Origin of the sequence: Mesorhizobium sp. M0058 (assembly GCF_040323095.1) — a bacterium.
Taxonomy (GTDB): domain Bacteria; phylum Pseudomonadota; class Alphaproteobacteria; order Rhizobiales; family Rhizobiaceae; genus Mesorhizobium.
Genome location: NZ_JAMYUQ010000002.1, coordinates 159,558 through 172,908 on the forward strand (window position 1 = coordinate 159,558; position 13,351 = coordinate 172,908).

12 protein-coding genes are annotated in these 13,351 nt (G+C 64.4%); 9 read left to right on the top strand and 3 right to left on the bottom strand.

Going from position 1 to position 13,351, the window contains the following annotated elements:
* Positions 1-212: 212 nt before the first annotated feature.
* The 5 genes from NKJ75_RS03655 (at position 213) to NKJ75_RS03675 (ending at position 6,541) form a co-directional block, all read left to right on the top strand.
* The gene (locus NKJ75_RS03655) at positions 213-1,271 is read left to right on the top strand and encodes a LacI family DNA-binding transcriptional regulator (protein ID WP_352499215.1); all 1,059 of its coding nucleotides are present in this window, start codon (positions 213-215) and stop codon (positions 1,269-1,271) included.
* 69 nt (positions 1,272-1,340) lie between these two features.
* Positions 1,341-2,582 (top strand): ABC transporter substrate-binding protein, encoded by a 1,242-nt coding sequence (locus NKJ75_RS03660; RefSeq protein ID WP_023752063.1) that lies wholly within the window; start codon positions 1,341-1,343, stop codon positions 2,580-2,582.
* A gap of 178 nt (positions 2,583-2,760) precedes the next feature.
* Positions 2,761-3,678, top strand: a complete 918-nt coding sequence (locus NKJ75_RS03665; RefSeq protein ID WP_352499216.1) for a carbohydrate ABC transporter permease — start codon at positions 2,761-2,763, stop codon at positions 3,676-3,678.
* The gene (locus NKJ75_RS03670; protein ID WP_023734238.1) at positions 3,678-4,535 is read left to right on the top strand and encodes a carbohydrate ABC transporter permease; all 858 of its coding nucleotides are present in this window, start codon (positions 3,678-3,680) and stop codon (positions 4,533-4,535) included. Before NKJ75_RS03665 ends, NKJ75_RS03670 begins: the two co-directional genes overlap by 1 nt.
* Before the next feature lie 38 nt (positions 4,536-4,573).
* Positions 4,574-6,541, top strand: a complete 1,968-nt coding sequence (locus NKJ75_RS03675; protein ID WP_352499217.1) for a glycoside hydrolase family 127 protein — start codon at positions 4,574-4,576, stop codon at positions 6,539-6,541.
* Between the two features lies 1 nt (position 6,542).
* Here the strand turns inward: NKJ75_RS03675 and NKJ75_RS03680 are convergent, their stop codons facing one another.
* The 3 genes from NKJ75_RS03680 to efp form a co-directional block, all read right to left on the bottom strand.
* Positions 6,543-7,343 carry an endonuclease/exonuclease/phosphatase family protein gene (locus tag NKJ75_RS03680; RefSeq protein ID WP_023671569.1) on the bottom strand — a complete coding sequence of 267 codons (801 nt, stop codon included), beginning with the start codon at positions 7,341-7,343 and terminating at the stop codon, positions 6,543-6,545.
* An 81-nt stretch (positions 7,344-7,424) separates the two neighbouring features.
* Positions 7,425-8,885 carry a phospholipase D-like domain-containing protein gene (locus tag NKJ75_RS03685; RefSeq protein WP_023752060.1) on the bottom strand — a complete coding sequence of 487 codons (1,461 nt, stop codon included), beginning with the start codon at positions 8,883-8,885 and terminating at the stop codon, positions 7,425-7,427.
* 71 nt (positions 8,886-8,956) lie between these two features.
* Entirely contained in the window at positions 8,957-9,526 is a 570-nt protein-coding gene (gene efp / locus NKJ75_RS03690) for an elongation factor P (protein ID WP_023682947.1), read from the bottom strand.
* A 129-nt stretch (positions 9,527-9,655) separates the two neighbouring features.
* Here efp and epmA point away from each other — a divergent pair, with 129 nt between their 5' ends.
* The 4 genes from epmA to NKJ75_RS03710 all read left to right on the top strand — a co-directional run bounded on the left by epmA (position 9,656) and on the right by NKJ75_RS03710 (position 13,349).
* The gene (gene epmA / locus NKJ75_RS03695) at positions 9,656-10,702 is read left to right on the top strand and encodes an EF-P lysine aminoacylase EpmA (protein ID WP_352499218.1); all 1,047 of its coding nucleotides are present in this window, start codon (positions 9,656-9,658) and stop codon (positions 10,700-10,702) included.
* Positions 10,703-10,898: 196 nt separating this feature from the next.
* The gene (locus NKJ75_RS03700; protein WP_031194038.1) at positions 10,899-12,242 is read left to right on the top strand and encodes a TldD/PmbA family protein; all 1,344 of its coding nucleotides are present in this window, start codon (positions 10,899-10,901) and stop codon (positions 12,240-12,242) included.
* Positions 12,229-13,035, top strand: coding sequence for a 3'(2'),5'-bisphosphate nucleotidase CysQ (locus tag NKJ75_RS03705; RefSeq protein ID WP_023682944.1), 807 nt, complete (start codon positions 12,229-12,231; stop codon positions 13,033-13,035). The genes NKJ75_RS03700 and NKJ75_RS03705 overlap by 14 nt, the downstream gene beginning before the upstream one ends.
* A 68-nt stretch (positions 13,036-13,103) precedes the next feature.
* Positions 13,104-13,349 (top strand): DUF4170 domain-containing protein, encoded by a 246-nt coding sequence (locus NKJ75_RS03710; protein WP_023682943.1) that lies wholly within the window; start codon positions 13,104-13,106, stop codon positions 13,347-13,349.
* The last annotated feature ends 2 nt before the right edge of the window (positions 13,350-13,351 follow it).

Consider the following 13,351-nt stretch of genomic DNA (forward strand, 5'->3'; position numbering starts at 1 on the left):
ACTTGCAAGCGACCGTGAGCTGGTCACTCGGAAATATTCGGGTCAGTTGTCCGTACCCCACCATCCCTCTTGCCATACTCAGATTCTCATCCTAGTCTCTCTCTGAGAAAACGTTTTCCCAAATCCCGCAGCATCCGCCGCCCATCTATATCGCCACTCTACAGACCAGTAAGAGAAAACCTTTTCCCAAACCGAGGACCGACACCCGAAATATGCCCTCCGACGTCTCGCCAGCACCCGCCAAACAACCAGTCACCCTGCGTGAAGTCGCGGCGATGGCTGGTGTCAGTGTGGCCACGGCCTCCAAGGCGCTGAACGGACAGGGGCGGATGACTGCCGAGACGCGCCAGCGCATTCGCGAGACGGCGCAGCGGCTCGGCTTTCGCCCCAACAGCCTGGCGCAGAGCCTGCTTCGGCGGCGCTCTTTTACCGTCGGCCTGTTGACCAACGATACCTACGGCCGCTTTTCGCTGCCGGTCATGTCGGGCATTTCGGATGCGCTGGTCGATGCCGGCGTCTCGGTGTTCCTGTGCAATGTCGAGGACGATCCGCGGCTGGCGCAGCTGCATGTCGAGGCGATGCTGGACAAGCGCATCGATGGCATCATCGCCAGCGGCAAGCGCATCGACCGCCATTTGCCGGTCGACCTCGCCAATCTCGGCGTGCCCGTCATCTACGCCTTCAGCCAGCCCGATCCCGATGCCATCGCCTTCGTCTCCGACGATGCCGGCGGCGCGCGGCTGGCGGTCGAGCATTTTTGCCGGCTCGGGCGGCGGCGCATCGCCCATGTCAGCGGTCCCGAAAGTTTTGCCGTGGTGAATGAGCGGGCACAGGCTTTTCGCGATGTGCTGGCCGCGCACGGCCTGCCGGTCACCGAGCCCTTGCTCGGCTCGTGGTCGGAAGCCTGGGGGCATGAAGCCGTCGGAAAGCTGTTCGACGGCCCAACGCTCTTCAACAAGAAGGGGGAGAAACCCGACGCCGTGTTCTGCGGCAACGACCAGATCGCGCGCGGCGTCATCGATGCGCTGCGCGAGCGCGGCTTAGGCGTGCCTGGCGATGTCGGCGTCATCGGCTTCGACAATTGGGAGATCGTGGCCGAGGCAACCCGCCCGCCGCTGACCTCGGTCGACATGAACCTGGCAGCGCTCGGCCGCGAGGCCGGCCTCACTCTGCTTTCGCTCGTCGGCGGCCAACCCGCCGCGCCGGGCATTCGAAAACTGCCGTGCCGGCTGGTGGTGCGTCAGTCATGCGGCCGTCCGCCGGACGGCTAGGAGAACGCGCGGCGCGATCCAAGAGCGCGCCGCAACAGGGAGGAGAACAGAACCATGAGGAGGAAAACCATGAAGACCGTGATTACCGGGTTCGCGCTCGCCGCGAGCATCATTGCCTTGCCTGCAATGGCCGCCGACACCGCCAACATCTGGGTTCGCGCCGACGGCTCGAACTTCATGCCGCGCATCGTCGATGCCTTCAACAAGGGCCATGAGAACCAGGTTAAGCTCGACATCATTCCCAATGCCGAGATCATCCCGAAATATGGCGCCGCCGCCGCCGGCGGCACGGCGCCCGACGCGCTGTCGCTCGACTTGATCTACACGCCGTCCTTTGCCGCCGCCGGCCAGCTCGAGGACATCACCGATTGGGCGAAATCGCTGCCTTATTTCGCCAGCCTGTCGCCGGCGCATGTCAAGACCGGCACCTACAAGGACCACATTTACGGGCTGCCGTTCTCGGCCGATGCCTCGGTGCTGATCTGGAACAAGAAATTGTTCAAGCAGGCGGGTCTCGATCCCGACAAGGGGCCGGCCAACTGGGCCGAGATCGAGGCCGATGCCGAGAAGGTCAATGCGCTTGGCGGCGACATCAAGGGCTTTTATTTCTCCGGCAATTGCGGCGGCTGCAATATCTTCACCTTCACGCCGCTGGTGTGGGCCTCGGGCGGCGACATCCTCTCCGAGGACGGCTCGAAGGCGACGCTGGACAGCCCGCAGCTGCGCGGCGCCATCGACCTCTACCGCTCGATGGTCAAGAAGGATCTGGTGCCGGCCGGCGCGCAGACCGACACCGGCGCCAATTTCTTTGCCGCCTTCGCCACCGGCAATATCGGCATTTCGCCGTCCGGCGCCTTCGCCATCGGCGCGCTCAACACGCAGTATCCGGATATCGACTATGGCGTCACTTTCCTGCCGGGCAAGGACAGCGGCTGGTCTTCGTTTGCCGGCGGCGACAATTTTGTCGTCACCAAGGGCACCAAGAAGCTCGCCGTGGTGAAGGAGTTTCTCGACTTCGCCTATTCGCTCGAAGGCCAGACCATCCTGGCCAAATACGGCAGCCTGCCGGTGCGCGGCGACATCGCCAAGGAGGCGCTGAAGGATCTCGATCCGCGCTACCAGATCGCCGCCGAAGCCATGGCCAAGGGCCGCACGCCCTATTCCGTGGTGTTCAACGACCTGATCAACTCGGCCAACGGTCCGTGGACGCAGATGATCAACGAGGTCGTCTTCGGCGACGACGTCGACGGCGCCATCGCCAATGCACAAGAGACCATGCAGTCGATCATCGACCAGGCGCCGCAAAAGTAAGCGGCGCCGCCCCTACCTCCCCCTCGAGGGGAGGTCGGACCGCAGGTCCGGGTGGGGTCGTTCCGGCAGTGCTCGACGTTCTTTTTCGTCGGCGCACTGCGCGGAGGACCCCACCCCCGGCCTGCGGCCGGACCCTCCCCTCGAGGGGGAGGGGGATCACCGCACCCGGAGCCCACGTATGACCACCACCACCACCCCGCCACGCGCCAGAAAACTGGTCGGCGCCGGCCGCCGGCAGTGGATCGGCCTGCTCTATGTCGCGCCGGCCGTGGCGCTGGTCGTCGTGTTCTTCATCATTCCGCTCGGCATGACCGCCTGGATGTCGCTGCACAACTGGCCGCTGATGGGCGAGCATTTTTACATCGGCTTCGACAATTACCGGGCGATCCTGCGCGACAACCGTTTTTGGAACGCGCTGAGCTTCACCGCCTACTACACCGTGATCGTCACCATCGTGATCTTCGCCGTCGCCTTTCCGCTGGCGCTGTTCATCGAAAAGCCCAGGCGGCTGACCGGCTTTTACCGGACATCCTTCTTCATGCCGGCGGTCGTCGGCTTCGCCTCGGCCAGCCTGCTGTGGTCGTGGCTGCTCAATGTCGATTCCGGCCTGTTCAGCCCTGCCGCCTACGACCTCGGCCTGACGGCGAAAAAGTTCAACCTGCTGGCGACCTTCCAGCCGGCCTTCTGGTCGATCATCGCCATGGTCGTCTGGAAGGTGGCGGGCTTCACCATGATCATCCTGATGACCGGCCTGCAGTCGATCCCGACCGACCTGCAGGAAGCCGCGATGATCGACGGGGCAGGGCCGTTCGCGCGCTTTCGCGCCATCACCCTGCCGCTGATGCGCCGCACGCTGGCGCTGGCGCTGATCCTGTCGATCGCCGGTTCGATCCTCGCCTTCGACCAGTTCTACATCATCCTGCGCGGCGGCCCGCGCAACCAGACGCTGACCGCCGTCTACTGGATCTTCAACCAGTCTTTCGTCTCGTTCAAGCTCGGCTATGGCGCAGCTTTGTCGATGATCCTGCTGGCCATACTGGTGGCGCTCAGCCTGGTTCAGCTGTGGCTACTGCGCAAGCCGGAGGGCATCGACTGATGGCGCAGGCAAGAAGCCGCAGCAGCCGCCTCTGGCTCAGGATCGCCGAGCATTCGACCGGCATGATCGCGTCCGCGCTGTTCATCGCGCCGATCGTCTGGGCCGTGCTGTCGACCTTCAAGCCGGCGCAGGAGGCGCGCCAGCCGCCGCTGCCGCCATGGCCGACGACAGGGTTTTCGGTCGAGAACTACCGCACGCTCAACACCTTTGGCGACGGCCTCTGGCTGCCGGCGCAAAACAGCCTCTATGTCGCGTCGATGACGGTGATCCTGTCGGTCATCGTCAGCGTGCTCGCCGGCTACGGCTTTTCGCGCTTCCGCTTTCCCATGAAGGACACGCTGTTCATCGTCATCCTGTCGACGATCATGATCCCGTTCCAGTCGATCCTGACGCCGATCTTCCTGGTGCTGACCAAGGTCGGCCTGCACAACACGCTGACCGGGCTGGTCCTGGTCTACACCACGCTGCAGCTGCCGTTCTCGATCTTCATGATGCGCAACGCCTTCGACGCGGTGCCGCGCGAGATCGAGGAAGCCGCGCGCATGGACGGCGCCAACAACGTCACCATGCTGTTGAAGGTGATGTTGCCGCTGGTCTGGCCGGGCATCGTCACCATCGCGCTGTTCGCCTTCCTCGGCGCCTGGAACGAGTTCCTGGCAGCACTCGTGCTGATGACCGACCAGTCCAAATTCACGCTGCCGATCATGATGACCGCACTTCAGTCCGGTCGCTTCGGCGCCATCGACTGGGGCGCGGTGCAGGCGGGCGTCACCGTGATGATGGTGCCGTGCCTGGTGCTCTTCCTGTTGCTGCAGCGCTTCTACATCCGCGGCCTGATGGCCGGCGCGGTGAAATGACCCGCCGTGAAATGACCAATATCCAACGGAGTGACACGATGACCGTTCAACCATCCGCCAAGCCCGGCAAACTCGCCTTCCGCCCACTGCCGGTGCCGCAGGTCGATGTCCGCGGCTTCTGGGGCGACCGTGTCGATGCCGTGGCGTCGCGCACCGCCGACATCCTCTACGAGCGCTGCGTCGAGGCGCGCATGCTGGAGCAGATCGACCCGGACCGGCCCTCGCCGGGCGTCGTCATTCCGTTCCATTCGCCGTCGCCCGACGAGGCTGCCAGCCCCGGCTTCACCGGCTCGACGGTGACGACGCAGATGTTCTGGGACTCCGATTGGGGCAAGACCATCGAGACCGCGGCCTATTCGCTCTACCGGCGCAAGAACGCGGCGCTCGAGAAGAAGATCGATGCCGTCATCGACCTCTACGGCAGACTGCAGCAGGAAGACGGTTATCTCTCCAGCTGGTACCAGCGTATCCAGCCCGGCAAGCGCTGGACCAATCTGCGCGATTGCCACGAGCTCTATTGCGCCGGCCATCTGATCGAAGGCGCGGTCGCCTACTACCAGGCCACCGGCAAGCGCAAGCTGCTGGATATCATGTGCCGCTATGTCGACCATATCGCCGACACCTTCGGTCCGGAGCCGGGCAAGAAGAAGGGCTATTGCGGCCATGAGGAGATCGAGCTGGCGCTGGTCAAGCTGGCGCGGGCGACCGGCGAGCAGAAATACATGGACCTGGCCAGGTATTTCATCGACCAGCGCGGGCAACAGCCGCATTATTTCGACGAGGAGGCGCGTGCGCGCGGCGCCGACCCGAAGGCCTATCATTTCAAGACTTATGAGTACAACCAGTCGCACAAGCCGGTGCGCGAGCAGGACAAGGTCGTCGGCCATGCGGTCAGGGCGATGTACCTCTATTCCGGCATGGCCGACATCGCCACCGAATATGGCGACGACACGCTCAGGGTAGCGCTCGACCGTCTGTGGAACGATCTCACCACCAAGAACCTCTATGTCACCGGCGGCCTCGGGCCATCGGCGCACAATGAGGGCTTTACCAGCGACTACGACCTGCCCAACGAAACCGCCTATGCCGAGACCTGTGCCTCGGTCGGCCTCGTGTTCTGGGCCAGTCGCATGCTCGGCATGGGTCCCAACGCCCGCTACGCCGACATGATGGAGCGGGCACTCTACAACGGCTCGATCTCCGGCCTGTCGCTCGACGGCTCGCTGTTCTTCTACGAGAACCCGCTGGAGAGCCGGGGCAGGCACAATCGCTGGAAATGGCATCGCTGCCCCTGTTGCCCGCCGAATATCGGCCGCATGGTCGCCTCCATCGGCAGCTATTTCTACAGCCTGTCGGACGACGCGCTGGCCGTTCATCTCTACGGCGACAGCACCGCGCGCTTCGACATATCGAACCGGGCGGTCAGTCTGATTCAGACCAGCAATTATCCCTGGGATGGCGCGGTCTCGATCCGGATCGAAGCCGACGCTCCGGTGGCATTCACCTTGCACCTGCGCGTCCCGTCCTGGTGCGGCAAGGCGGCGCTCAAGATCAACGGCGCCGCCGTCGATCTGGACGGCATCACCAGCGACGGCTATGCCGCGATCCGGCGCGAGTGGCGCCAGGGCGACCGGGTCGAACTCGATCTCGAAATGTCGATCGCCCGTCTGTTCGCCAATCCGGAGGTGCGTCAGGACATCGGCCGCGTCGCACTTGCGCGCGGTCCGCTGATCTATTGCGTCGAGGAGACCGACAATGCCGGCCAGTTGCATCGGATCGCTCTGCCGCGAACGGCAAAAATCGAGGCGCATGCCGAGCCGAACCTGCTCGGCGGCATCGTCACGCTTTCGGCACTTGCCAGCAAGGAAGCCCAGGAAAACTGGGAAACCGGGCTCTATCGCACCGATCCGCCGACGGTGAGCGAAACGAAAATCACCGCCGTCCCGTACTTTGCCTGGGACAACCGTGAACCCGGTGAGATGCTGGTCTGGCTGCGGGACGGATGAGTTACAGGCTGACGAACGCCGTCAGCGGCAAATGATCCGACGCAACCCGCGACAGCGGCGTATCATGAGCTTCCACCGACGAGACCATGCCGTGCCGGTTGGCCATGATCCGGTCGAGCGCCAGCACCGGCAGGCCTGAGGGAAAAGTCGGCACCGCCGCCGGCGTGAAACCAAAGGTGGCGTGCAGCGTCTTGAGCGCCGAGCGGTTGCCCAGCCGCCATTCGTTGAGGTCGCCGAGCAGCAAGGTCGGCCTTTCATCCTGGTTGCTCATGATGTCGAGCACGACGCGGGCCTGCTCCGAACGCGAGCGGCGCAACAGGCCGAGATGCGCGGCGATGACGCGCAGAGTGCGCGTTTCGTCGAGGTCGATCTCGGCAACCAGCGCGCCGCGGGGCTCCAGTCCCGGAAGCTTGATCTGATGGACGTCGCGCACCGTGCCGCGCTTGAACAAAAGCACGTTGCCGCGCCAGCCATGGCCCTTGCCGCTTCCGGAAACCGGCACCGGCACAAGCCCTGTTTCGTGTTCGATCCGGGCAAGGTCGAGCAGCCCGGCGCGATCGCCGAAGCGGTTGTCGGCCTCCTGCAGCGCGATGACGTCGGGGCCGATCTCGCGGATGACGCGGGCGGTGCGTTCGGGGTCGAACCTGCGGTCGGTGCCGATGCATTTGTGGACGTTGTAGGAGGCGACCACCATCTGGGCGCCTTCAATGTGCTTGCGCGGCGTCGCGTTCGCCTTGCGCGCTTTCCTGCCGCGGATCGACAGGAGCACTGTTTCAGGAAGGCTGCGTCCGTTTATGTCCATAGGCCTGCTATTCGATGTCCTGATTCTTTGTTCTATGCATATCGTTCTCTCACAACCGGGACCACTTCGAGGCGGTATGCATTAGAGATAGGGCGATCCCAGCCATAACAACCGGTCAAAAACCCGGATGAGAAATGGCCGCGCTTTCAAGGTTGCGAGTGTGACGGGTTTGGCGGAAGCGATTGCCGCTCCGATGCGCCCTTCGATCTCGGCGGCAAAGCCGGTATCCAGCACCTCCAGGTCGATTTCGAAATTCAGCCGCAGCGACCGGGCGTCGAGGTTGGAAGAGCCGACATAGGCCCAGACGCCATCGACCGACAACAGCTTCGAATGGTCGAATGACCCTTCATGACGCCAGACGCGGCAATAGTGCTTCAGCACCTGGTCGTACTGCGCCGTCATGGCGCGGCCGACCAGGAAGAGATTGTTGACCGCGGGCACGACGATGTCGATCTCGACGCCGCGCCGGGCAGCCGTGACCAGCGCGCTGACAAATTCCCGGTCCGGCAGGAAATAGGGCGACATGATGCGGATCGATTTGCGGGCGACGGAAAATGCCCCCGTCAGCAATTTGTGGTTGGTTTCGATGCTGGCGTCCGGCCCCGACGCCACCGCCCGCACCAGGATCGGCTGACCGGGAGGCGGCGAGGGCTTTGCCACGTGCCAGACCTCGTCCTTGAGGGCCTCGTTGCCGGCAAAACGCCAGTCCTCGGCGGCAACCGCGAACAGGTCGGCCACGACCGGCCCCGTGACCTGGAAATGCGTATCCGCCGAGCTGGCAGTGCCAGCGAATTCAGCCGAGAACCCCTTGCGGATGTTCATGCCTCCGGTGAATGCCACCGCGCCGTCGACGATCAGGATTTTCCTGTGCGTCCTCAAATTCGCATAGGGAAGTCTCAGGCCCATGACGATGTTGCCGTTGAACAGATCGACGGTGACGCCGGCTTCCCGGAGTGTCCCAAGAATGCTGGGCACGGAATAGCGCACGCCCACCGCATCGATCAGCACGCGAACCGTCACACCGCGCCGGACCGCTCCGGCCAGCGATCCGACAAAACGTCGTCCGATCTCGTCATTGTCGAAGATGTAGGTCTCGAGCAGGATGCTGCGCCGTGCGCCGTCGATCGCCCCGCACATTGCCGCGTAGGCTTCGTCGCCGGTCCTCAGGATGGTGATTGCATTTCCCGAAAGCAGGCCGCGCCGCGCCACCCTGTCGCCTAGCGTCTTCAGGCCGGCAAAGCGCTGGCCGAATTCGGCTGAGATGAGTGTTTCGAGCGCAATGTCGTGGTCGTGTTTGGCTGTCTCGGCTTCACCGGCGACGGGCCGCATGGCGCTGATCGTGGCGCGGCGGATGCGGTTGATGCCGGCAATGGCATAGATGATCGCGCCAAGGAACGGCGACAAGATCATCACGCCGACCCAGCCGGTGGCGGCGCGCACGTCTTCCTTGGTCATGATTGCGTGGACGATGCCGATGGCGGCCATCAGCATCGGAATGATCACAAGGATCAGAGGCCAGTAGGTCACAAAGGTCTGCCACATCGGCAGGACTATCGAGCCAGCGGCCGCAGAAGGCAATGCAACGGATCAACCAGGACGGAGGCGCTCGCGCCTCAGTCCTTCGCCCGCTCCACATAAGCGCCATCGGCCGTCATCACCACCACGCGGGTACCCGGCGCGATGTGCGGCGGCACCAGCGTGCGCACGCCGTTGGAAAGCACGGCCGGCTTGTATGACGAGGACGCCGTCTGGCCTTTGGTCGTCGGCTCCGTCTCGACCACTTCGAAAGTAGCGCGCTGCGGCAGCACCAGGGCTATGGCGATGCCGTTGAACTGCGAAATCTGCACCGCCATGCCTTCGAGCAGGTAGGGCGCCATGTCGCCGACCACGCTTTCCGGCACCGCGACCTGGTCGTAGCTTTCCGGGTTCATGAAGTGATACCCCTCGGCGTCGGCGTAGAGGAAGGTGTGCTCGCGCTCCTCGACATAGGCGCGCTCGACCTGCTCGGTGGTGCGGTAGCGCTCCGAAACCTTCACCCCGTCGGAGATGCGGCGCATGTCGAGCTGGGTGACCGGCGTACCCTTGCCAGGGTGGATGTTTTCGGCAAAGAGGATCACGTAAAGCTTGCCGTCCTTGTCGACGACATTGCCTTTACGGAGCGAACTGGCGATGACCTTCACCACGGTTTTCAATCCTAGACTTCGTTGGCCTGAAACGATCGTTCGGCGCAAATCGGCTGCGAGAGCCGTCGCCGTAGCGCATCTTGGCCCGAACCGCCAGCCCTGTCAGCAATTCCGTTGCCCGGCAAACCCATGACTGGCGCTTCGCCCTGGTGGACGCCGGATGTTCACGCCGACCGCCGGCCGCGGCTGATGGCGCGTAACGCCATAGCTGCCGCAATGCGCAGCTGGTTTGGCGAGCGCGACTTCATCGAGGTCGAGACGGCGGCGCTGCAGATATCACCGGGCAATGAGGCGCATCTCTCCGCCTTTGCCACCGAGGCTATCGGCGCCGACGGTGCGCGCCGGCCGCTTTACCTCCACACCTCACCGGAATTCGCCTGCAAGAAGCTGCTTGCCGCCGGCGAACGGCGCATCTTCAGCCTGGGCGCCGTCTGGCGCAACCGCGAGCGCGGTCCTTTGCATCACCCGGAGTTCACCATGCTCGAATGGTACCGAGTCGGCGAAACCTATGAGAGCCTGATGGCTGATTGCGCCGAACTGCTGAAGCTCGCGGCTGAGCGGGCCGGCGCCAAAACCTTCCGCTTTCGCGGCCGCGAGGCCGATCCGTTTGCCGAGCCGGAACGCGTGAGCGTGGCGGAAGCTTTTGGGCGTTACGCCGGCATCGATCTTCTTGCCACCGTTTCTGCCGATGGCGGCACAGACCGCGCCGCACTTCATGATGCTCTGGTCAAGGCCGGCCTGCGCACGGCCGACGATGACAACTGGGCCGATTTGTTCAGCCGCGTGATGGTGGAAAAGGTCGAACCGATGCTGGGGCAGGGGCGGGCCACAATCCTCTATGGCTATCCGATCTCCGAGGCCGCCTTGGCCCGGCCGAGCGCGGAGGACCAGCGCGTGGCCGAGCGCTTCGAGCTCTATTGCTGCGGCGTCGAGCTCGCCAATGCTTTTGGCGAACTGACCGATCCGGCCGAGCAGCGCCGGCGCTTTGCCGCCGAGATGGACGAGAAGGAGCGCGTCTATGGCGAGCGCTATCCGCTGGATGAGGATTTTCTCGCCGCCCTCGCCATCATGCCGCAAGCCAGCGGCTCGGCGCTTGGCTTCGACCGGCTGGTGATGCTGGCAACGGGCGCGACGAGGATCGATGACGTGATCTGGACGCCGGTCGCCACTCCTTGACGGAATCGGCCTCGGTTAAACTCACAAACCGGTCAAGCCGCGCGTCTGTGGCGCCGCCGCGGATGGCTTTGCGGGCCGCTTGGGCGCTATGCCGCAGCGGGACAATTGCCCGTGCGCCATTGCACAAGCCGCATTGGGACAATAGATGGTGCAGCAGCCGCTACCGCCCGGCGCGGCTTCAGCCAGGACCACGCGCATGACCGATACATCAGAGGCAGCGAAATTGACCGACCGCGTCGCGGCACTGGTCGAGGCTGCCAAGCGGGCCGGCGCCGACGCCGCCGACGCGGTTGCCGTGCGCGGCCGTTCGATCGGCGTGTCGGTGCGGCTGGGAAAGGTCGAGCACACCGAAGCGTCCGAGGGCGACGATGTCTCGCTGCGCGTCTTCGTCGGCAACCGGGTGGCGAGCGTCTCGGCGACGGCGGCATCGGACCCCAAGGCGCTGGCTGAGCGCGCCGTGGCCATGGCCAAAGTCTCGCCCGAGGACCCCTATCAGGGTCTCGCCGATCCGGCTTTGCTGGTTGGCAAGGTGCGCGACCTCGATCTGTTCGACGCCACCGAGGTTTCGGCCGATCAGTTGAAGGAAGCGGCCCTTGCCGCCGAGGAAGCGGCCCTTGCAGTCAAGGGTGTCACCAATTCGGCCGGCAGCGGCGCCAGCGCAGGCCTCGGCGGGCTGGTGCTTGCCACGTCGAACGGCTTCGTCGGCCACTATGTCGCGTCGCGCTTTTCGCGTTCGGCCAGCGTGATTGCGGGTGAAGGCACCGGCATGGAGCGCGACTACGAATACTCTTCGAACCAGCATTTTTCCGATCTGGACGCACCGGAATTGATCGGCCGCAAGGCCGGCGAGCGCGCCGTGCGCCGCCTCGGCGCCCGCAAGGCGGCGACCGGTCCGGTCAACGTGGTGTTCGATCCGCGCGTCGCGCGCGGCATTGCCGGTCATCTCGCCGGCGCCATCAACGGCGCTTCGGTGGCGCGCAAGACCAGTTTTTTGCGCGAGATGATGGGCAAGCAGGTTGCGTCGGCTGCCATCACCGTCACCGACGAGCCGCTACGGCGTCGCGGCCAGGCCTCGCGCCCGTTCGACGGCGAAGGCGTCGAGGGCGAAAAGCTGTTGATGGTCGAGAACGGCGTGCTGAAGCACTGGTTCCTGTCGACGTCCGCCGCGCGGGAATTGGGGCTGACCACCAACGGACGCGGCGCGCGCAGCGGCTCGTCGGTATCGCCGTCTTCGACCAATCTCGCCATCGAGCCGGGCGACAGGACGCCGGAAGACCTGATCAGGTCGCTAAAATCCGGCTTTTATGTCACTGAAGTGTTCGGCCAGGGCGTCGACATGGTGACCGGCGAATACAGCCGTGGCGCATCCGGCTTCTGGATCGACAATGGTGAGCTTGCCTATCCGGTGGCCGAGGTGACCATCGCCTCGAATTTGAAGACGATGTTCCTCAATATGGTTCCGGCGAGCGATCTTGACCGCGATTTCGGCACTGCCGCACCGACGCTGCTGATCGAAGGAATGACCCTTGCCGGAGCGTGACCCGGTCATATCGGCCGGGGCCTCGGAAGACCTCGATCTGCTGCGCGACGCCGCCCGCGAGGCGGGCGCGATCGCCATGCGCTATTTCGGCAAGAACCCGCAAGTGTGGATGAAGGGCGGCACCTCGCCGGTCAGCGAAGCCGACCACGCGGCGGACGCCTATCTGCGCGAGACCCTGCTTGCGGCGCGGCCGGACTATGGCTGGCTATCAGAGGAAACGACTGACGATCCGGCGCGGCTTCTGGCGCGGCGCACCTTTGTCGTCGACCCCATAGACGGCACCCGCGGCTTCCTCGAAGGTCTGCGCTCGTGGTGCGTCAGCGTCGCGGTGGTCGAGAATGGCCGCACGCTCACCGGTGTGCTCGAATGTCCGGCCAAGGGCGAAACCTATTGGGCGCTGCCTGGCCATGGAGCTTTCCGCAACGGCAAGCCGATTGCCGTGCGCGGCCTGGGTAAGACGGTCGAGATCGGCGGGCTGAAGCAGTTGATCGACCTGATGCCGGCGCAATGGCAGGGCCGGGTGCGGCGGGCGGCGCACATTCCCTCTCTCGCCTACCGGCTGGCGATGGTCGCCAACGGCACGCTCGACGCAACCTTCGTCAAGCCCAACGCGCATGACTGGGATATCGCCGCCGCCGATCTCATCTTGCGCGAGGCTGGCGGCGCCGTGCTCGACGGCCATGGCCGCGCGCCGCTTTATGCCGGGGAGATCATCCGTCACGGCGCGCTGGTCGCCGGCAGCGGGCAGTTGCTGACCGTGCTTGCCGGCGTCATTGCCGATACGGAAGCGTGATCGAAGGTTCCAAAGTCGGCAGCTTTGGGCTAGACCTGTCGCAAACTCACAATATGTGAAGGACCGAAATGGCCGCGGAAGACGGAAAGAAACAGCTTTTGCACCTGGTGTTCGGCGGCGAGCTGAAGAAGCTGGGAGGCACCGAGTTCCGCGATCTCGACGCGCTCGACATCGTTGGCGTTTATCCGGACTATCAAACCGCGCACACCGCGTGGAAGGCAAAGGCGCAAGCCAGCGTGGACAATGCCCATATGCGCTATTTCGTCGTCCATCTGCACCGGCTGCTCGACCCTGAAAGCAAGGCCGCCGGTTGACA